The sequence below is a fragment of the Bradyrhizobium genosp. SA-3 genome (assembly GCF_004212635.1).
Lineage (GTDB): Bacteria > Pseudomonadota > Alphaproteobacteria > Rhizobiales > Xanthobacteraceae > Bradyrhizobium.
In genome coordinates, this window is the sequence record NZ_PSRT01000144.1 from 1 (window position 1) to 20,080 (window position 20,080).

Below are 20,080 nucleotides of genomic sequence, written 5' to 3' on the forward strand. Positions count from 1 at the left end.
AGCCGGGGCCGGAGCAGCAGCCGGCGCCTGCGGGTCGACCGTGGCTTGCTGCGGCGCCTGCTCGTTCTTCTTGGCCTTCCTGGCCTTGCCCTGGCCGGTGTTGTCGTACACGCCGGGAATCTGCACCGTGCCGCGGTCCGGATCGATCCGGATGGTGCGTCCCCCATATTCGAAGGTGTACTGTGCCTGAGCAGCCGTGCTCGCCAACAGGAATGCGGCCGTAGCCAACAGCTTCCTCATTTCCGTCTCCTGAACAGATGGTCCCCGGACCGACGCATACGCTCCGGTTCGATCGCAAAAAGTGATCTAGATCACTTTCATCCGTATGAGTCGTGCTGCGACGCGTTCGGGTTCAATACGCCCGGAACCCGTCCACAGTTTGGCCGAAGCGAGCGACAGGACGACGCGGCCTAATCGAACCAGGCGGCGTAGATCTTCCTGTAGCTGCCGTCTTCCATGGAAATATGCAGCCACTGGTCGACGAAGGCCTTCAGCGCCATGTCGCGCTGGAGCCAATAGGCCTTCTCGGAGAAGTCGAACGGCTTTTCCGGATGCACCGCGCAGAGCACGCCGGCATGCTGCTTCTGCTGGTAGCGCGTCTCGGAGGCATCCGTCATCATCAGGTCGGCATTGCCCTTGGCGATCTCGTCGAAGATCACGGTGTTGTCGGCGAAGACGGTGATCTCGGCATCCTTGATGTTGGCACGCGCGAAGCGCTCGTTGGTGCCGCCGGGATTGACGATGACCCGGGTGCCCTTCTTGTCGATGTCGGCGATGCTCTGGTACTTGCCAACGTCGGCGCAGCGCGCGATCGGCGTCTTGCCCTCGCGCATGATCGGCGTGGAGAAGAAGCCCTTCCTCTGCCGGTCGAGCGTGACCGAGACACCGCCCATGGCGATGTCGAACTGGTCGGCCTCGAAATCCTTCATCAGCTTCGGCCAGGCCGTCGGCACGAATTCGACCTTGACGCCGAGCGCCTTGCCAAGGGCCTGCGCCATGTCGACGTCGAAGCCGCTGAACTGCTGCGTGGTCTTGTCCAGATAGGTGAAGGGCTTGTAGTCGCCGGTCATGCCGACGCGCAATGTGCCGCGCTTGACGATCTCGTCGAGGCGCGAGGGCGCCTGCTGCGCATGCGCCGAGACATTTACCAGCAACGCCACGGCCAAAGCCGCCCAGATTCGAACGATCATCTCTTTTCCACCCATGCCCGAGCTGTCATTGTGCAGCTCTTGAGGCGTGGATTTAGACCAGATGCCCGTCGCTGGCGAGGCAGAATTGAAGGGAATTCAGAGGTGACGATCTCGATGTACGAGGCCTCGGTTGGCCTCTTCGTGCCTAACTTGCGCAACTTGTCCGGATTGCTCGACAAGGGCGTGGCCTATGCCGAGACCCGCAAGTTCAATCCGGCGGTTCTGCTCGGTATGCGCCTTGCGCCGAACATGTACGATCTGGCGCAGCAGGTTGGTGAGGCTTGCCGCCATGCCGTGGTCGCCCCGGCCTTGCTGGCCGAGCGCGAGCCGGTCACGCTGCCAGTGCTGGAGCACGACATGGCCGGGCTTCAGGCGCGCATCGCGACGTCGATCGAATTCGTCGAGAGCCTGCCGCGCGCTGCGATCGACGCCGCGGCGGAACGCAATGTCTTCTTCAAGCTGAAGAACGGCACCGAGCTGCCCTTCACCGGGCGGACGCTGCTGCTGACGTTCAGCGTCCCTCAGTTCTTCTTTCACGTGACGACGGCCTACGACCTGTTGCGGCACGCCGGCGTCGAGCTCGTGAAGAAGGATTATCTCGGGCGCAAGTAGGGCCAGGCTCGATGTTCACCTCTCCCCGACGGGTAGAGGTGCAGAGACATCCGGTCTGCAAGCTGCCTTAAGCTTCGCCCTTGCGCTCATAGTCGGCAAGCGAGCTGCGGCCGGCAATCTCGCTGCGCAGCTCTTCGAAGCGCCGATGCGCTTCGTGCTCCTGCGCGTCGACGAAATGCACGGCGGCTTCGCTCGTCATCGGGCCGCTGACCACGGGGGCCGACTGCTCGCCGATGGTCTCGTGGACGTAGTACTGGCCGTCATCGCCGCGATGAACCGTCCATTTCAGGCGGATCGCGACCATCGGCCCGGGGCCGATCTTGCTGTAGCCGTCGGCATCGGTGTGCTCCGGCACCAGCGGCTGCTCCTCGACCACCGGATGCTCGTCGACAGTTGGCCGCTCGTCGTCGGCCATGTGCTCACGCTCTCCGGCGACGACCATTTCGGTCTCGGTCTCGCGAACGACCAGAACGTGCTCGGGGTGCTCCAGAATGCTGGCGATGGTCGCCAGCGCGTGGTCAGTCGGGTCGATCTCTGCCAAGGGTCCATCCTCCAGCTCGACGCAGCGCCAGTCTGTCCCACTGCCGCCGCGGCCAGCCTTATTACGCGGGTTTGATTAAGGCTGAGTTGGGGCTCGATCTGCACCAAAATGGGACGCTTTCTGGCCTTCCGAAGGCGAGGCGGACGGGCCGCCCGACCATTGGCTCACTCAGCCCAGCACGTCCTGATTGATGACGTTCTGCCGGATGGGATCGCCGTCCAGCGCACTCAGGATGTTGCGCGCGGTCTGCTCGCTCATGCGCTGAACGGCCTCGACGGTGACGCCGGCCACATGCGGAGCCATGATGACGTTGGGCAGCGCGAACAATGCGTTGCTGAGCGGCGGCGGCTCCACCTCGAACACGTCGATGCCGGCCCCGGCGATCTTTCCGGAAGTGAGCGCGTCATAGAGCGCGGCCTCCTTCACGATGCCGCCGCGCGCGGTGTTGATGAGATAGGATTTCGGCTTCATCCGGCCGATCCGCGCCGCATCGAACAGGCCGGTCGTTTCCGGCGTCTTCGGGCAGTGGATGGTGACGAAATCGGCGTGAGGCAGCGCGGCATCGAGATCGGCGACGGGCTCGCAGCTCGCGGCCTTGATCTCGGCGGCTCCCTTGTAGGGATCGTAGACTTGGACCTTCATCTCCATCGCCAGGCAGCGCTCGGCGCTGCGACTGCCGATCCGGCCGAAGCCGATGATCAGCACGGTCTTGCCGTAGAGATCGAACGGCAGCATGCCGAGCCGGTCGGCCCATTTGCCGTTCTTGACGCAGGCGTGCATCTCCTGCGCGCGCTTGGCCAGCGTCAGCATCATGAACAGCGCCGCTTCCGCGACCGAGGGCGAGTTCGCGCTGCCCGCGACCATCAACGGCACCTTGCGGCGGGAGAGGGCGGGCACGTCGACGGCGTCGTAGCCGACGCCGATGCGGGTCACCACCTTCATGTCGCCGGACGCCTCTAGCTCGGTCTCGCCGAAGGCGGTGGCGCCGAGCGCGACGCCGTGGACCGGCGCATGGCTCTTGAGCAAGGCTTCGAAGTCCTTCGCCGAGATCAGGTTCGAAAACTCGACGAGCTCGATATCGTCCCGCTGCGTGAGGAGGGCGCGTGCCCCTTGCGACAAGGTTTGTGTAACGAAAATCTTCTTCTTGTTGGTCGCCATCGTCCCCTGCCTGCGCGAGTTTCTTGTCCGGCCGTCACAACACGACGCCGGACGCCTCGTTTAGCAGGTGCATGTTGTTGAGGTCCATCGCCAAACGCATGGGTGCCCCGTCCTTGGCGCCGGCATTGGGATTGACGCGGCCGCAGACCGGCGTGCCGTCGAGACCGAAATAGACCAGCGTCTCCATCCCCATCGGTTCGGTCACGTCGAGCACGGTCTCGAAGGTCTCGACGCCGGGCTCGAGATGCGCATGCGACTCGGTGAGGTGCTCGGGGCGAAGGCCCAGCAGCAGCTTCTCGGTGCGCGGCAGAGCGTTGTAGCGTGCGGCGCGGGCCGGCGGCAGCGGGAACGCGATACGGTCGGTAAGACGGATCTGAAGCGTGCCGCCGACATCCTCGAGCCGGCACGGGATGAAGTTCATCGCGGGCGAGCCGATGAAGCCCGCGACGAAGCGTGTCGCCGGCTTGTGGTAGAGCTCGTTCGGCGTGCCGATCTGCTCGATGCGGCCCTTGTTCATCACCACGACGCGGTCGGCCAGCGTCATCGCCTCGACCTGGTCGTGGGTGACGTAGACCGTGGTGGTGCGCACCTTCTGGTGCACTTTCTTGATCTCGATCCGCATCTGTACGCGCAGCTTGGCATCGAGATTGGACAGCGGCTCGTCGAACAGGAAGACTTTCGGGTTGCGCACGATGGCACGGCCCATCGCGACGCGCTGGCGCTGGCCACCGGAGAGCTGCTTCGGCTTGCGGTCGATCAGGTCGGTGATGTCGAGGAGGCGGGCGGCCTCGGTCACCCGCGCTTTGATCTCGGCCTTGGGATAGTGCTTCAGGCGCAGGCCGAACGACATGTTCTCCGCGACCGTCATGTGCGGGTAGAGCGCGTAATTCTGGAACACCATGGCGATGTCGCGGTCCTTTGGCGGCACGTCGTTGACGACGTCGCCCCCAATCATGATGTCGCCGTCACTGATGTCCTCGAGCCCTGCGATCATGCGCAGCGTGGTCGACTTGCCGCAGCCGGAGGGGCCGACCAGCACGATGAACTCGTGATCGGCGATATCGAGGTCGATGCCGCGCACGGCTTCGACATCGTCGTAACGTTTAACTACCTTCCGCAAAGCAACGTCAGCCATGAGTCATCAACCCTTTGTCGCACCGGCGGTCAGGCCGGCAATGTAGTAGTCCATCAGGAATGCGTAGATGATCAGCGGTGGCGCGGCGCCGAGCAGCGCGCCGGTCATGATCTGCCCCCAGTTGAATACGTCGCCCTTGATCAGCGTCGTGGTGATGCCGACAGGCAGCACGAACTGGTCCACCGACGTCGTGAACACCAGGGGATAGAGGAACTGCGCCCAGGAGACGGTGAAGGCGAAGATGGTCGCGGCGATCAGGCCGGGCAGGGCGACGGGAATGAAGATCCGCGTCAGGGTCTGGAGCCAGGAGGCACCGTCGATGAGGGCGGCCTCATCGAGCTCCTTCGGGATCGAGGCGAAATAGCCGATCATGATCCAGGTGCAGAACGGCACGGTCAGCGTCGGATAGATGAACAGCAGGACGTACCATCTGTTGAGCAGCGTGATGCCGGTATAGTCCTGAAAGACCGCGAGCATCTTGAACAGCGGAATGAACAAAAGGCTGTCCGGGATCAGGTAGGTGAGGAAGACGCCCGTGGCGAGCGTCGCCGAGCCCCAGAACTTCATCCGCGCCAGCGCGAAGGCCGCGGGGATGCTGATCAGCATCGTGATGATCACGACCGCGATCGCCACGATCGACGAATTCCAGAAGAAGCGCAAAAACTGGTTCGATGTCAGGAGTTCGACATAGTTCGACAGTGTCGGATGGAACACCCACCAGGGGTTCGTCGCCGCCGAGATCTCCGCACTGCTCTTGAGCGAGGTGATCAGCATGTAGACCGGCGGCGTCAGGAAGAAGATCGCAAACAGCACCAGGAAGAAATAAGACCAGCGCAGCGCCCAGGCGCGGTCGCGGCTCATGCTGCCATACTTGACCTTGCGGGTGGGGCCGGCCTTGTCGATTGCAAGTGAGCTCATCAGGCTTCGTTCCCGCGTTTGGAGACATCGCGCAGGATGAAGATCGCTGCGACGGCAAGGATCGGCACCATGAACAGCGAGACGCACGCGCCGAGCGGAATATCGTTGCTCTGGATGCCGACCTGGAACGCCCAGGTGGCGAACAGATGCGTCGTATCCAGCGGACCGCCTGAGGTCAGGATGCGCACGATGTCGAAATTGGCGAACGTGACAATCAGCGAGAACAGGGTGGTGATTGCGATGATGTTACGCATCATAGGCAAGGTGACGTACCAGATCCGCTGCCACCAATTGGCGCCGTCGATCGCCGCGGCCTCATAGAGCTGATCGGGCACGGATTTCAGCGCGGCCAGATACATGATCATGAAGAACGGCGCGCCGTACCAGACGTTGACGAGGATGACGGAGAACCGTGCCCAGAAAGTGTCGCCGAGCCAGGGGATCGGGCCGACGCCGAAGAAGGACAGCGTATAATTGAAGGCGCTGTAGGAAGGGTCGAACAGCCACAGCCAGGCCAGCGTGCTCATCGCCGGCGGGATCACCCAGGGCACCAGCAGCATGCCGCGCCATTTGCGCTGGCCCTTGGCGGGAATGTTGTGGACGAAATGCGCGACGATGAAGCCGATCAGCGCCTTGAAGATCACGGCCGTGATCGCGAAGATGCAGGACTGCTCCACCACCATCCAGAACGTCTCGCGCTTGAACAGGAAGGTGAAGTTGCCGAAGCCGACGAACTTCGTCATCGACTTGTTCAGCGTCGCCAGATGAACGGAGTAGAAGGCGGGGTAGAGCACGAGCAGCGCGATCAGGAGGATCAGCGGCAGCGTCAGGAAGAACGCAACCGTCGATTTTCGCCCGAGCGCATTGCGCAGGCTCGATCCCCTGCGGGCGCCAGCCCCACGGGCAACGCGAGCTCGCTCAACGACGACATCGGCCATGTCAGAGTCCTTGGGTCAGTCTTCTTGTCTGCTGTCCAACCGGGAAGCCGGCCATGCGGTTTCACGGCCGGGCGGATTGGACCACGGAGCCCGGGCGGCTCACGCACGTGGCGCGAGCCGCCCTGTCACTCCCCGGCCTAGCTCCGCATGAAGCCTTCGCACTCGCCCTCGGCCCAGGCGAGCGCCTGCTCCATCGTCTCGCCCCGCGCATAACGCAGCGCCATCTTGGTCAGCGTCGCCTGGAAGTAGATCTGCTGCGCGACCTTGGGCGGCGCCGGCGACGCCGCGATCGACAGCGTCTGATGCTTGTACGGGTCCGGATAGTGGAAGAGCGTTCCCTTCGGCGGTCCTTCTTCCGCCCAGGTCTTGAACTTGGTCATGTTCGCGTAGGCCGGCAGGTCATAGCCGCCGCTCACTGCGACGAACTTCTCGATCGATGATGGCGCGGACAGGTGAACGAGCAGGCTCTTGGCCGCCTCCTTGTTCTTGCCGAAGCTCCAGACGCCCCAGAAGTAAGGCAGGTACGGTGCGAACCGTCCCTTCGGACCGGACGGGAAACCGTGCGTCCAGCACTGCTCGGCGACCTGCGGCGCATCGCGCTTGGCAACGGCCCAGGCGCTCGGCGGATTGAGGATCATCGCGCCGCGGCCCGAGATCAGCCATTTGTTGTTCGAGGCGTCGTCCCAGGACGGTGCATCCGGCGGCAGGAAGGCGATCAGCTTCTTGTAGAACTCCATGGCCTGACGAACCTGATCGGTCTTCACCGTGATATCGCCCTTGGCGTTGACGAGTTCGGCGCCGAACGACTGGAAAATTGCGCCGGCCGTGTCCACGCTGTCGGTGGTCTCGCCGAGACCGATGCCGAACGCGAAGCCCGCCTTATGGCAAGCCTCGGCCGCCTTCAGGAAGGTCTCCATGGTCCAGTTTTCGACCTTGGGCGGACCGCCGGCCGGATACATCTCCTGCACGTCGATGCCGGCGTGCTGCTTCATCAGATCGATGCGGGAGCAGGGGCCCTTGATCTGGCTGCCGGGAGTCGCGGGCACCGCGAGCCATTTGCCGCCCGACTGCCCGAGATATTTGACGGTGCCGTTCACCTCGCCATTCTGCTTGAGGAGCGGCTCCATGACGTCGTTGAGCGGCTCGAGATTCTCGGCATAGGCATGCGGCCACCAGCTCGGCATCTGCAGAATGTCATGACCCGACTTGGCCTGGGCTTCGGCCGCGGCGGTCAGCTCGATCTTCTTGTTGTTGCTGGTGATGTAGTCGATGGAAACTTCGACCTTCTCCTTCGCGGCCCATTCGTTGACGAGATCGGTCGAGGCCTTGTTGGCGCCCGGCACCCAATGGTCCCAGAAGCCGATCGAGAGCTTGCCGGCGGCGTAGGCGCCCCGGACATAGGGCGCCGTGATCAGCGCCGCGGAGGACATTGCAGTGGCAGCCACAAATTGACGTCGCGTCAGTGTCTTGCGTGACATCTCGTTTCCTCGCCTGGGTGTTGTTGTTGGAGTTTCCTCTGAGAGACTTCTTTCTTCGAGTTCTTGTTGGATTTTCTTATTAGTGCCGTCTTGGTGCCGCCGGCCCGCGTCGGCAATTCACGCAGGTCGCAGCAAATTGGTAGCGCGATCAGATCATGATTGATCGCGTCTGTCGAGAAAGCCGAACGGCTCCTCGTCTAGAACTAAGGGTGTGCCCGGCACCGTCGTGGTCGCATTCAGGACCATGCGTTGCAGGCGAACCGCGGGCATTCATTTTGCGACGCACACACTCTGACCAACCGGGCTCGAATGATCCGTGCGCAATTACGCCGCAGTTTCGAATAAGCCTGCATAACCGCTTCGCGCGAAAGACTTTTCCGACGTGGACAGCAAATGTCCGCGTCTGGACCTCGGCGCGGCGGAAACGATAGAGTTGCAATTGCCATGGGGCTCTCGCCCGACAGGCGAGCAGATCGACGATGGAGACGAGAATGATCAAACTGGCGCCGCCAGCGCGGCTTCACCTGCGACGATGGTTTGCGCTGGGGTCGGTGCTCGCGCTGCTGCTCGGCGCAGCCGCGGTGGCGAATGCTCAAGGTCTGGTCAAAGGCGTTCAGGAGGGAGCGGCGGCCGGAAACAAGGCGGCAGGTCCGGTCGGCGGCGTGCTCGGCGGCGCCATCGGCGGCGTGGTGGGCGTCTTCACCGGCGTGCTCGGCGTCGGCAACAATGGCAATCAGGCACCGCCGCCCAAGGACGCGAGCAAGGATTCCAAGCAGCCGGGCGGCAAGGACAAGGATGCCAAGACCGCCAAGGCGGGCAAGGGCGCCAAAGCGAGCAAGGAGGCGAAGAACGCCCCGCCGAATGGCACCGACAACAAGGACAATAAGGATGTTACGGTTCTGACCCAGAGCGGCGCACCGCTGCAGACCGCGGAACAGATCGTCGCCAACAGCGATTCCTACATCGAGCGGATCAAGACCGAACTGAACCTCACGCCTGATCAGGAGAAGCACTGGTACGGTTTCTCGAGCGCCATGCACTACCTGGGGCACAATGGTGCAGAGCGGCTCAACCTTCGGGTTGCCCGCGCCAAGCGGGATCCGCCCGACGACATCATCGAGCAGATGCGCAATGAGGCGCAGTTCCTGATCGACCGGGCCGCCGACCAGCGTAACGTCGCCGACGCCGCCGAGCCGCTCTATTCGAGCCTCGATGACAAGCAGAAGCAGGTCTTCATTCAGGAGATGGTGCGCCTGAGCCACGAGCGGGGACTGGATTGATCAAGTTGAATCGGATCGGGCGCGCCTGAATTAACGGCGCCTGCCACGAATTCGTGAATCCTCTCCGCAATTCGGTTATGGTTAGCTTCGTAAGGCTGACTGCGGGGTTGATATGGCGGAAAGACTCTCCGTTTTCCTGGTCGAAGACGAGGCGTTGATCCGGATGATGATCGCGGACATGGTGGAGGAACTCGGCCACCACGTCGTCGCGGAAGCGGACAATGTCCGCGACGCCAGCGCCTTTGCCATGACCGCGCAATACGATCTGGCCATCCTCGACATCAATCTCATGGGCGTTTACGTCGATCCCGTCGCCGACCTGATCGAGCGCCGTGGAAAACCGTTCCTGTTCGCGACAGGCTACGGGCCGGAGCTGCTGCCGTCCTTGCTCCGGCGCAGGCCGATCCTGCGCAAGCCGATCGCAATAGATCAGCTCAAGGCGATGATCGATTCGATGTTTCCGGAAGCCACAGAGAAGACGTCGCACTGAGTGACGGCGTAGACGCCGCACTCGGTGACGGCGAAGACGCCGCACCAACGAAAATGGCCGCCCGTCGGGGGCGGCCATTTGGCGAAAGAGCTCGGCGCGCTGTCAGATCAGACCGGCGCTGAGATCGATGCCACGCGCGATCAGGCCGAACGAGACGGCCAGGCCCGTGCAGCAGAACAGCAAGATGGTCTTGAACGAAAAATCGGCGAACCGCGCTTCGACGGCGGCCGGCATCACGGCGAGCGAAATCATGCTCATGTTCACTTTCCCCCTTATGTTGACCCTGATTTGCCTCAGGTGAGGGAATTCTTAGAGCAAAAAGTTTGACGTCAGATTGCGAGGCATCGTTAACGAAGTCGCAATCACCCCGTGTTCTCACGCGTCGGGAGGAGCTCGCAAGTCTCAGGTGCGACCGTTCCTCAGCACCGTGGCAATGGTACGGGCCGTCATGGCTGCGCGATCCGAGGCGCGCTGGGCAGCCAGCCGGTCTCTTGCCTTTTCCTCGATCAAGAGCTCGATCAAGGCCAGCCGCTTGTCTTCGTTATCCGCCTCGCGCAGCAGGCGGTGGTAGCGGTGATAGTCGAAACCCAAATCCTGTTTACGCATGCCACGCCCCCCGCAACTACGCCACACACAGGCAGGATTGTTTCGCATCGGACACGCGCAGGCAAGCACGATCCTGCGTAGAATTGCGTGACCGCTGCAATCAGCTGTGAATTACTGGAACCCGCGAGAAGGGCGCTTCGTCCCTCAATTTGGATTGTGCTCGGCGAACATCTTGAGGCCGACGAAGCTTGCATCAGGCTTGATCACCAGCCTGGTCGGGATGTTGCGCAAGTAATCCTGGAAGCGTCCCTTGGCCTCGAAGCGTGCCCGGAATGCGGACGCCGCGAGGAATTCCGGAAAACGCGGCACGATTCCGCCGGCGATATAGACGCCGCCGCGGGCGCCGAAGGTCACTGCGAGATTGCCCGCGACCGAGCCGAGGATGGCGCAAAACATGTCGAGCGTCGCGCGGCTGACGGAGCAATTGCCCTCCAGCGCGGCTTTGGTAATGGCGGCAGGATCGCGATGCGGCACCTGGGCGCCGTCGACCTCCGCCAGGGCCTCATAGAGGCTTTGCAGGCCGGAACCCGAGAGCGCGCCACGCTCGATCGAGACATGGCCGAGGCGCTTGCGCAGACAGGCGATCACGCGTTCCTCGCGCTCGTTCTCGGCCGGCAGGGTGGCGTGACCGGCCTCGGTCACGACCGCCAGCCGTGCGCCATGGCGCTCGACCAGACAGGACACGCCAAAACCGGTTCCGGGCCCGATCACCAGCAACGGCTCTCCGGGCAGGCCATCCTGTCCGCCAAGCGGGATCAGGTCGGCAGGCTGCAAGGCGGGAAGGGACCAGGCCATCACTTCGAAGTCGTTGAGCACGTGGACGCTGTCAAAGCCGAGCGCAGGTTGCAGCTCGTTGCCATCGATGACCCACGGACTGTTGGTCATGACGCAGCGATTGTTGGTCACGGGGCCCGCCACCGCCAGCACGGCTCTTCGGGGCTGCTCGGCGCCGGACTGGCGTCCGAGAACATCGACGATGGCCTCCCGGACGGTCGGGAAGTCGGCGACCTTCACATAGTCGATCGGTCCGGCCGGATCGCCGTCGCTGGATTCGGCCTGGCTCAGCGCGAAGCGCGCGTTGGTGCCGCCGATATCGGCGAGAAGAATCTGTCCTGTCTTGCCGATCGTCATGACCATATGGCTGCCGCTGCCGTGCAGGCCACGGGAACCCTTTTCCTCCACTCCGTCGACGCGGTCCGCATGGGTGCGGACGCATGAGAATCCGCCCTTGGGTGCCGCTAGTCAACACGGACCAGCCCAAACCGTTTCATTTCAGGAACGATCGGTCCATTCTAACAAGCCGCACCGCGCGTTCGATGGTTGCGAAGCCGCGCGGGAAGATCGACATTGGAGACGAGCGTCTCGGTGCCTGCAGGCCCCGGACGGCTGGAATGAGGCCTTGCATGAAGATCTCCGACCGTGACGTGCTGCTGGCGATTGACGTGCAGAACGACTTCTGCACCGGCGGAGCGCTCGCCGTTCCCGGCGGTGAAAAGGTCGTCCCCGCCATCAACCGAGTCGCCCAAAAATTCGCCAATGTGGTGCTGACCCAGGACTGGCATCCGCGTGATCACGTGTCATTCGCGACGAACCATGCCGGCAAGCAGCCGTTCGAGACCATCGAGCTCGACTACGGCACCCAGGTGCTTTGGCCCTCTCATTGCGTGCAGGGGACGGCGGGGGCTGAATTCCACCGCGAGCTCGACGTTGTCAGGGCGAGCCTGGTGGTGCGCAAGGGCTTTCGCCGCGGCATCGATTCCTATTCGGCGCTGTTTGAGAACGACCATAAGACGCCGACCGGACTGCTCGGTTATTTGCGCGAGCGCGAGCTGAAGACCGTCTTCGTCGCTGGTCTGGCGCTGGACTTCTGTGTTCGCTTCTCGGCGGAGGACGCCCGCCAGGCAGGCTTCGAGGTCGCCGTCGTCGAGGATGCCTGTCGCGGCATCGATCTCGACGGCTCCATGGCCGCGACGCATCGGAGTTTTAGGGATCGCGGCATTTCGGTCGTGAGCCTCGAGGCGTTCCTGTGAGGATATTGAGATAGCCATGGTGGAGAAGACCGGCAAACAGCCACGCGGACCAGGGCATGCGCCGGATGATCCGTTGCTGTGGCCGTTTACGGCGGCGCGGCTCGCCATGGACGCCTGTTTCTGGTGGCTGGAGCGCGGAGCTGCGGAGCAGGGCGTGAGCAGCCTGCCGTGGCCGACGCCCAGCACGGTCGCGCTGGAGCTTGCGACCATGCGCCTGCGCGATTTCACGCAGACGCGGTCCGGCCAGCCGGCGCTGGTCTGCGCGCCCTATGCGCTGCACCGGGCCCTGATCGCCGACTTCGCGCCCGGCCACAGCGTGGTGCAGTCGCTGCAAAATGGCGGCATCGACCGCGTCTATCTCACCGACTGGCGGTCAGCCACGCCGGAGATGCGCTATCTCTCGATCGACAGCTATCTTACCGATCTCAACGTCGCCATCGACGAGATCGGCGCACCGGTCGATCTCGTCGGGCTGTGCCAGGGCGGCTGGCTATCGCTGCTCTACGCGGCACGCTTTCCGGCCAAGGTGCGGCGGCTGGTCCTGGTCGGCGCTCCCGTCGATCTATCGATCGACTCGGCGCTGTCGCGGCTCGCCCGCAACGCGCCCGAGCTGGTCTACGACCAGCTCGTCGCACGCGGCGGCGGCAATGTCAGCGGCGAGGAGATGCTGCGCTTCTGGAACAAAGCGCCGCGCTACGACGATATCGAAATGGCGTTGCAGAGGGGGCTCTCGGACGAGGAGGGCGCGAGCCTGCTCGCGCGCTTCGATCACTGGAATACCGAGACGCTCGATTTGCCGGGCACCTATTACCTTCAGATCGTCAACTGGATTTTCCGGGAGAACCGGATTGCCGGCGGCCAATTCGTCGCGCTCGGCCGCCCGGTTGACCTGAAGGACGTCAAGGCGCCGGTCTTCCTGCTGGCCGGGCTGGACGACGATGTCGTGCCGGCTGTGCAGGCACTCGCCACCGCGGGTCTCGTCGGCACGCCGCCGGCTTTCATTGCGGCAGCCTCCGAGCCGAGCAATCATCTCGGCCTGTTCATGGGGGCGCGAACCCACGTCCATGCCTGGCCCCGGATCGCCGATTGGCTGCGCAACGATCTGTCCGGGGTCTTGGCCCGCAGTGCCTGACGACGTCGCGGGCGCCGGCCGGCCGATATGCAAATCCGTTATGCATGACGGCGGATGGCCTGCACCGGCCCCGGTCGATGGGCTACATATGATGTGGAGCTGACGGCTGCGGTCGGCGGCGCAAGAGATTGCAAGGGATTGAAGGTACAGCGCTCGATGAATTTCCACTCGATCTACGCCCACGGATTTGCGCGCGTGGCGGCCTGCGTCGCCACGTCCCACGTGGCCGATCCCTCGGCCAATGCGAAGGCCATTCTGGCCGCGGCCAATGCCTGCCACGAACAGTCGGCGGCGGTTGCCGTGTTTCCCGAGCTGTGCCTGTCCGGCTATGCGATCGAGGATCTGGTCAAGCAGGACCCGCTGCTCGATGCGGTCGAGCGCGGGCTTGTGACGATCGTCAAGGCCTCCTCAGCGCTGATGACGGTCCTGATCGTCGGCGCGCCGCTGCGCTTTGGCAATCGCATCTACAATTGCGCCGTCGTTATTCATCGCGGCAACGTCCTCGGCGTCGTACCCAAGAGCTACCTGCCGACCTATCGCGAATTCTACGAGGGACGGCATTTCGCCTCCGGCGCCGGCATCGCCGGCGAGACGATCTCCTTTGGCGGGTTGCATGCTCCGTTCGGTGTCGATCTTCTGTTCTCGGCCGAGGACGTCCCGGGCCTCACCATCGGCGTCGAGATCTGCGAGGACATGTGGATCCCGGTGACGCCGGCTTCCGAGCTCGCGCTCGCGGGCGCCAGCGTGCTGATCAATCTCTCGGGCAGCCCCATCACGATCGGCCGGGCGCGCTCGCGCGCGTTGCTTTGCCAATCGACATCGGCGCGCTGCCTCGCGGCCTACGTCTATTCCGCCGCCGGAGCAGGGGAATCGACCACCGATCTCGCCTGGGACGGCCAGACCTCGATCCACGAGAATGGCGTGCTGCTGGCCGAGGGCGAGCGGTTCCGCCAGGGCGGCCAGATCACGTATGCCGACGTCGATCTCGACCTGCTCAGGCAGGAACGCGCGCTGATCGGTACGTTCGACGACAACCGCCGCCAGCGCGAGGCGTTTTTCCGCAAGGTGACATTCGCGCTGAAGCCGCCGGCCGCCGACATCGGCTTCCTGCGCAAGGTCGAGCGCTTTCCCTTCGTGCCGAGCGACGAGAGCCTGCTCGAGCAGGATTGCTATGAGGCCTACAACATCCAGGTTGCCGGCCTCGTGCAGCGGTTGCGCGCCACCGGCACCAAGCGCGTCGTGATCGGCGTCTCGGGCGGGCTCGATTCCACCCATGCATTGATCGTCGCCGCCAAGGCGGTCGATCTGCTCGGCCTGCCGCGCGAAAACATTCTCGCCTTCACCATGCCGGGCTTTGCCACCGGCAGCGAAAGCAAGACCAACGGGCTGGCGCTGATGCAGGCGCTGCAGACGACCTGGCGGGAGCTCGACATCCGCACCACGGCCACGCAGATGCTGAAGGATATCGGCCATCCCTTTGGCAAGGGCGAGAAGGTTTACGACGTCACCTTCGAGAACGTTCAGGCTGGCCTGCGCACCGACTATCTGTTCCGGCTCGCCAACCATCACGGTGGCATCGTCATCGGCACCGGCGATCTCTCCGAGCTCGCGCTCGGCTGGTGCACCTATGGCGTCGGCGACCAGATGGCGCATTACAACGTCAATGCCGGCGTGCCGAAGACGCTGATCCAGCATCTGATCCGCTGGGTGATCTCCTCGCAGCAGTTCAGCGACGACGTCAACCGGACGCTTGGCGCGATCCTGGCTGCCGAAATCTCTCCGGAGCTGGTGCCGGTGCAGCCTGGCGAGAAGCCGCAGAGCACGGAAGCGTCCGTCGGGCCCTACGAGCTGCAGGATTTCAACCTGTTCTACACGCTCCGCTTCGGCATGCGTCCCTCCAAGATCGCCTTCATGGCGCAGCACGCCTGGAAGGATGTCGCCAAAGGCGAATGGCCGCCGGCATTCCCAAGCGACCGGCGCAAGGCCTACGAACTTCCTGAGATCCGGCGCTGGCTCGAGGTGTTCCTGCGCCGCTTCTTCGCCTTCAGCCAGTTCAAGCGCTCGGCCATGCCGAACGCACCGAAGGTCTCGGCCGGCGGCTCATTGTCGCCGCGCGGCGACTGGCGCGCGCCGTCGGACGCGAGCGCGGCGGCATGGCTCGAGGATCTCGAAAGGAACGTGCCGAACTGATCGGTGTGGCGGATCGACATAGGGGAGACGATTGGATGTCGGCCGGAGATGGGGCAGAGGCGGGGGAGGAGGCCAGGGTCGTCAACGGCCTCTACATCTTCGATATCGAGATGCGCGACGGCAAGCGCGGCCAGGCCAGGGGCGTGGTCGTGCTCTGCGACGGACGCATCATGGGCGGCGATAGCTATTTCTATTACACCGGCAGCTACACGTACCGGAACGGCAAGTGGCGGGGCGACATGATCGTCAATCAGCACACCGAAGCCGTGGGTAAGACGCTCGCGTTCGGCGGCAGGGAGGTCACTTGCGGTTTCTCGGGCGGCTACTCGGCCGGCGGCGCCGAGGTCGAAGGCATGGCGCTGGTTGGGAAAACCACCGTGACATTCACGGCCCGCCTCACGCTCAAGGAGGCGATGTGAGCCTGGCGTGATCTGCCCGATGGGCTTGCTCCTCTTTCCCACTCAGGAGCATGCACAGAATGTTCGCTGACGATCGAGCCGCAGACGCGCTGGAGCATGATCCGGAAAAGTGTGCAGCGGTTTTCCGAAAAGATCATGCTCAAACAATATCCTTAGGTGCCGGACCGGAAGACGACGCTGAAACGACAACGCGCCGCCCGGCTGAACAGCCGGACGGCGCGAAATCGTGTCTGAAAAGTTTCGAGGTCCGGAGTGCCTAGGAGTCCGGACCTCGTCACCTTGCCCCAGCCTTCAATCCCCCGCCCCATGTGGCCCCAACCCCATGTTGCGCGATCAGAGGTGATGCCCGTGGAAGTGGCCGCCGATCGATGTCCGGCGATGTACGCGAACTATGGTTAGCACTCCATTCCGGATCACTACGGACATGAATACGCTTGCCGTGTGTTCGTTCGGCATCGGTGCTGCGATCTTGTTGCCTGAATCCGAGCAGGCGGCGGCAGGATGTCCACATGTCCTCACGCTGAAGAACCTGCGTTTCACCGGCCTGTCATTGAACTGGTCTAGCGCTGCTCCCGTCATCGCTGACGGCCAAGGAGCAAGCCATGTCGAAGCCGGTGCTGGGCGCCGCATTGTCCATCAAATCGATCCCCGCGCATCGCGACTGGCTTCTGGAACGGCAGCGCGATCTCGAGATCCAGGATTTTTTCCGCGCCGATCTGCTCGATAGTGATTGGCGCGCGATCGCCGGCGAAATCAAGCAGATGCTCGCGGGCCACACCGGCCGGCTCGGCATTCACGGCCCGTTCTGGGGCTTCAAGATCGACAGCCACGATCCCATGATCCGCCAGGCCGTGACCAAGCGCCTGCTTCAGGGCCTCGATGCCGCCGAGTTCCTCGGCGCGACCCAGATGGTGATCCATTCGCCGTTCACGACCTGGGACCACAACAATCTCGATCTCTATCCGGACAACCGCGCCAATCTTGTCGAGCGCGTCAAGGCGACGCTCGCCGAGGTGATCGCGCGCGCCGAGACGATCGGCTGCGAGATCGTCATCGAGAACATCGAGGACAAGGATCCGCGCGACCGCGTGCGCCTCGCCAAGGCGCTCGAAAGTAGCAAGGTCCGCGTCTCGCTCGACACCGGGCACGCCAACTACGCCCACATCTCCACCGGCGCGCCGCCGGTCGATTACTACGTCGAGACCGCCGGCGACATGCTGACGCATGTGCATCTCCAGGACACCGACGGCTTTGCCGACCGGCACTGGGCGCCGGGCGAAGGCAGCATCCCGTGGGTCGCCGTGTTCCGCGCACTGGGACGGCTGACGTCCAACCCGCGGCTGATCCTCGAACTCCGCAACCACGACGACGTCTGCGCTGGCGCAGCCCATCTCGCGGCGCTCGGGCTTGCCGAATAACCGACATCACAAGGGGCAGGGATCACAATCATGAGCAAGCTTACCCGTCGCACCATCCTGAAATCCGGCGGCGCTGCCGCAAGCACACTTCTCTTGCCGCGATTTGCGATCGCGCAAGGCGACAACCGTCCGTCGGTGACCATCGCCGTGCAGAAGGTCACGAATGCGAACGTGCTCGATGTGCTGCGCGAGCAGTCCAACGTCGGCGAGCGCGTATTCTTCTCCTCGATCTGGGAAGGCCTGATCTCCAAGAATTGGCGCGGCAATCTCGAAGCCGTGCCCGGCCTTGCCACCGAATGGCGCCGTATCGACGACCAGACCGTCGAGGTGAAGCTGCGCCAGGGCGTCAAGTTCCACAATGGCGACGAGCTCACTGCCGAAGACGTCCTTTTCTCCTTCAGCCGCGAGCGCATGTTCGGCGAGACCGAGGCCAAGAGCCGCACCACCATTCAGGCCTTCGAGAAGATCCCGACGCCGCGTCCCGGCAAGGAGCTGCCGCCCGATGTGCCCGCCGTTGCCCGCCGCATCTGGCCGGACCTCGTACGCGTCGATGCCGTGGACAAGTATACGGTGCGCTTCTACAACGCGACGCCCGACGTCACGATCGAGGGCCGGCTGTCGCGTTACGGCTCCGACATCATGAACCGCCGGGCCTGGGAAGAATCTGCGAGCTATCTCGACTGGGCGGGCAAGCCTGTCACCACAGGTCCCTACAAGGTCGTCGAGCTCAAGCCCGACGTCTCGCTGACGCTGGAAGCGCATGACGAATATTGGGGCGGCCGCCCGCCGCTCAAGCGCATCCGCTTCCTCGAAGTGCCTGAAGTCGCGAGCCGCATCAACGGCCTGCTCTCGGGCGAATACCAGTTCGCCTGCGACATCCCGCCGGACCAGATCGCCGGCATCGAGAAGAATTCGGCATTCGAAGTGCAGGGCGGCACCATCCTCAACCACCGCCTGACCGTGTTCGACAAGAACCATGCCCAGCTCGCCAATCCGCTCGTGCGGCGCGCCTTCACCCATGCGATCGACCGCCAGGCGATCGTCGACAGCCTGTGGGCCGGCCGCACCCGCGTGCCGAAGGGCCTGCAATGGGAATTCTACGGCGACATGTTCAACGCCGACTGGAGCGTGCCGGCCTATGATCCCAAGCTCGCGCAGGATCTGTTGAAGCAGGCCAATTACAAGGGCGATCCGATCCCGTACCGCCTGCTCAACAATTACTACACCAATCAAGTCGCGACCGCCCAGGTGCTGGTCGAGATGTGGAAGTCGGTCGGCCTCAACGTGCAGATCGAGACCAAGGAGAACTGGTCGCAGATCATGGAGCGTGGGCCGACCCGTGCGGTGCGCGACTGGTCGAACTCGGCCGCCTTCAACGATCCGGGGTCGTCGCTGGTCGCCCAGCACGGGCCGAACGGCCAGCAGCAGCAGATCGGCGAATGGACCAACACCGAGCTGAACAAGCTCTCGGAGTTCCTGGAAACGTCGACCGATCGCGCGGCCCGCAAGAAGGCGTTCCGGCGCATGCTGGAGATCGCCGAGCGCGAGGACCCCGCCTATACGGTGCTGCACCAGAATGCGACCTTCACGGCCAAGCCGAAATCGATCAAGTGGAAGGCAGCGCCCGCCTTCGCGATGGATTTCCGCGCCGGCAATTTCGAGGCCTGACGTGGCGCCGCTGGTCAGCATCCGGGACTTGCGCGTCGCCTTCAACGGCGTGCAGGTGCTGCGCGGCGTCGACGTCAGCTTGCAGAAGGGCGAGGCCCTTGGCCTCGTCGGCGAGTCCGGATCGGGCAAGTCGGTGACATGGCTTGCCGCCCTGGGCCTGCTGCCCCGCCATGCGCAGGTCAGGGGCTCGGTGCTGCTCGACGGCCGTGAGATCCTTGGCGCGCCCGCCGCCGAGCTCGACCATGTCAGAGGCGGGCGGGTTGCCATGATCTTCCAGGATCCGGCGAGTGCGCTCAATCCGGTGCTGACCATCCGCAGGCAGCTCTGCGAAGCGCTGGCGCTGCATCGTGATCTCTCCGGCGAGGCGGTGAAGGCGGAAGCGCGGCGGCTGCTCGACCTCGTCGGCATTCCCGATGCGGCGCGGCGGCTGTCGGCCTATCCGCACGAATTCTCCGGCGGCCAGGTTCAGCGCATCATGATAGCGATGGCGCTGGCCGGAAATCCCGACCTGCTGATCGCGGACGAGCCGACCACCGCGCTCGATGCCACCATTCAGGCCCAGATCCTGGAGCTGCTTTGCTCGGTCCGCCGCGAGATGGGCATGGCGATGGTCCTGATCAGCCACGATCTCGGCGTCGTCGCCGAGAACTGCGACCGCGTCGCGGTGATGTATGCCGGCCGCATCGTCGAGGAGGCACCCAGCAACCAGCTCTTCGCCGACCCCGTGCATCCCTATGCGCAGGGCCTGATCGGAGCGCTGCCGCCGCTCGATGGGCCGCGGCGGCGCCTGACGGCCATTCCCGGCACCGTGCCCGATCCCGCGCGAATGCCTGACGGTTGCGCCTTCGCGCCACGCTGCACGCTGGCGGCCGAGCCG

At 63.9% G+C, this 20,080-nt stretch carries 20 protein-coding genes and 1 pseudogene; 10 read left to right on the top strand and 11 right to left on the bottom strand.

What is annotated here, in order from left to right:
* A pseudogene (locus CWO91_RS34660) lies at positions 1 to 240 on the bottom strand (DUF2147 domain-containing protein); the annotation flags it as partial.
* 170 nt (positions 241 to 410) lie between these two features.
* On the bottom strand, positions 411 to 1,190 hold the full coding sequence (locus CWO91_RS34665; RefSeq protein WP_130219994.1) for a transporter substrate-binding domain-containing protein: 780 nt from the start codon (positions 1,188 to 1,190) through the stop codon (positions 411 to 413).
* 114 nt (positions 1,191 to 1,304) lie between these two features.
* On the opposite strand from CWO91_RS34665, the gene CWO91_RS34670 reads away from it, so the two are divergent.
* Positions 1,305 to 1,802, top strand: a complete 498-nt coding sequence (locus CWO91_RS34670; protein WP_165405927.1) for a DUF1993 domain-containing protein — start codon at positions 1,305 to 1,307, stop codon at positions 1,800 to 1,802.
* Between the two features lie 67 nt (positions 1,803 to 1,869).
* On the opposite strand, the gene CWO91_RS43410 is transcribed toward CWO91_RS34670, so the two are convergent.
* The 6 genes from CWO91_RS43410 to CWO91_RS34700 all read right to left on the bottom strand — a co-directional run bounded on the left by CWO91_RS43410 (position 1,870) and on the right by CWO91_RS34700 (position 7,970).
* Complete coding sequence (locus tag CWO91_RS43410) at positions 1,870 to 2,343, bottom strand: hypothetical protein (protein WP_165405925.1); 474 nt, start codon at positions 2,341 to 2,343, stop codon at positions 1,870 to 1,872.
* A gap of 168 nt (positions 2,344 to 2,511) precedes the next feature.
* A complete protein-coding gene (locus tag CWO91_RS34680) occupies positions 2,512 to 3,501 on the bottom strand; it encodes a hydroxyacid dehydrogenase (RefSeq protein WP_130219996.1) in 990 nt (329 codons plus the stop codon).
* Positions 3,502 to 3,535: 34 nt separating this feature from the next.
* Positions 3,536 to 4,636 (bottom strand): ABC transporter ATP-binding protein, encoded by a 1,101-nt coding sequence (locus CWO91_RS34685; protein WP_128933862.1) that lies wholly within the window; start codon positions 4,634 to 4,636, stop codon positions 3,536 to 3,538.
* Between the two features lie 6 nt (positions 4,637 to 4,642).
* Complete coding sequence (locus tag CWO91_RS34690) at positions 4,643 to 5,554, bottom strand: carbohydrate ABC transporter permease (RefSeq protein ID WP_128941712.1); 912 nt, start codon at positions 5,552 to 5,554, stop codon at positions 4,643 to 4,645.
* Positions 5,554 to 6,492: a carbohydrate ABC transporter permease gene (locus tag CWO91_RS34695; protein WP_128933864.1), complete on the bottom strand. Its 939-nt coding sequence runs from the start codon at positions 6,490 to 6,492 to the stop codon at positions 5,554 to 5,556. The genes CWO91_RS34690 and CWO91_RS34695 overlap by 1 nt, the downstream gene beginning before the upstream one ends.
* 137 nt (positions 6,493 to 6,629) lie before the next feature.
* Positions 6,630 to 7,970: an ABC transporter substrate-binding protein gene (locus CWO91_RS34700; RefSeq protein WP_130219997.1), complete on the bottom strand. Its 1,341-nt coding sequence runs from the start codon at positions 7,968 to 7,970 to the stop codon at positions 6,630 to 6,632.
* Positions 7,971 to 8,461: 491 nt separating this feature from the next.
* Here CWO91_RS34700 and CWO91_RS34705 point away from each other — a divergent pair, with 491 nt between their 5' ends.
* On the top strand, positions 8,462 to 9,250 hold the full coding sequence (locus CWO91_RS34705) for a Spy/CpxP family protein refolding chaperone (RefSeq protein WP_130219998.1): 789 nt from the start codon (positions 8,462 to 8,464) through the stop codon (positions 9,248 to 9,250).
* A gap of 112 nt (positions 9,251 to 9,362) precedes the next feature.
* The gene (locus tag CWO91_RS34710) at positions 9,363 to 9,740 is read left to right on the top strand and encodes a response regulator (protein WP_130219999.1); all 378 of its coding nucleotides are present in this window, start codon (positions 9,363 to 9,365) and stop codon (positions 9,738 to 9,740) included.
* 102 nt (positions 9,741 to 9,842) lie between these two features.
* Here the strand turns inward: CWO91_RS34710 and CWO91_RS43415 are convergent, their stop codons facing one another.
* The 3 genes from CWO91_RS43415 to glk form a co-directional block, all read right to left on the bottom strand.
* Complete coding sequence (locus CWO91_RS43415; protein ID WP_165405926.1) at positions 9,843 to 9,998, bottom strand: hypothetical protein; 156 nt, start codon at positions 9,996 to 9,998, stop codon at positions 9,843 to 9,845.
* Between the two features lie 144 nt (positions 9,999 to 10,142).
* Positions 10,143 to 10,346 (bottom strand): hypothetical protein, encoded by a 204-nt coding sequence (locus CWO91_RS34715; RefSeq protein WP_130220000.1) that lies wholly within the window; start codon positions 10,344 to 10,346, stop codon positions 10,143 to 10,145.
* Between the two features lie 144 nt (positions 10,347 to 10,490).
* Positions 10,491 to 11,477 carry a glucokinase gene (gene glk / locus CWO91_RS34720; RefSeq protein WP_130220007.1) on the bottom strand — a complete coding sequence of 329 codons (987 nt, stop codon included), beginning with the start codon at positions 11,475 to 11,477 and terminating at the stop codon, positions 10,491 to 10,493.
* 260 nt (positions 11,478 to 11,737) lie between these two features.
* Between glk and pncA the strand changes: the two genes are divergently transcribed.
* The 7 genes from pncA to CWO91_RS34755 form a co-directional block, all read left to right on the top strand.
* A complete protein-coding gene (pncA, locus tag CWO91_RS34725; RefSeq protein WP_130220001.1) occupies positions 11,738 to 12,376 on the top strand; it encodes a bifunctional nicotinamidase/pyrazinamidase in 639 nt (212 codons plus the stop codon).
* 16 nt (positions 12,377 to 12,392) lie between these two features.
* A complete protein-coding gene (locus CWO91_RS34730; RefSeq protein WP_130220002.1) occupies positions 12,393 to 13,508 on the top strand; it encodes an alpha/beta fold hydrolase in 1,116 nt (371 codons plus the stop codon).
* 156 nt (positions 13,509 to 13,664) lie between these two features.
* Positions 13,665 to 15,698, top strand: a complete 2,034-nt coding sequence (locus tag CWO91_RS34735; RefSeq protein ID WP_130220008.1) for an NAD(+) synthase — start codon at positions 13,665 to 13,667, stop codon at positions 15,696 to 15,698.
* 35 nt (positions 15,699 to 15,733) lie between these two features.
* Entirely contained in the window at positions 15,734 to 16,117 is a 384-nt protein-coding gene (locus CWO91_RS34740; protein ID WP_164939254.1) for a GrlR family regulatory protein, read from the top strand.
* A 602-nt stretch (positions 16,118 to 16,719) separates the two neighbouring features.
* Positions 16,720 to 17,535, top strand: a complete 816-nt coding sequence (locus CWO91_RS34745) for a sugar phosphate isomerase/epimerase family protein (protein WP_130220004.1) — start codon at positions 16,720 to 16,722, stop codon at positions 17,533 to 17,535.
* 30 nt (positions 17,536 to 17,565) lie between these two features.
* A complete protein-coding gene (locus CWO91_RS34750; RefSeq protein WP_130220005.1) occupies positions 17,566 to 19,203 on the top strand; it encodes an ABC transporter substrate-binding protein in 1,638 nt (545 codons plus the stop codon).
* A gap of 1 nt (position 19,204) precedes the next feature.
* Positions 19,205 to 20,080, top strand: an 876-nt coding sequence (locus tag CWO91_RS34755) for an ABC transporter ATP-binding protein (RefSeq protein ID WP_130220006.1), incomplete at its 3' end; no start/stop codon positions are given.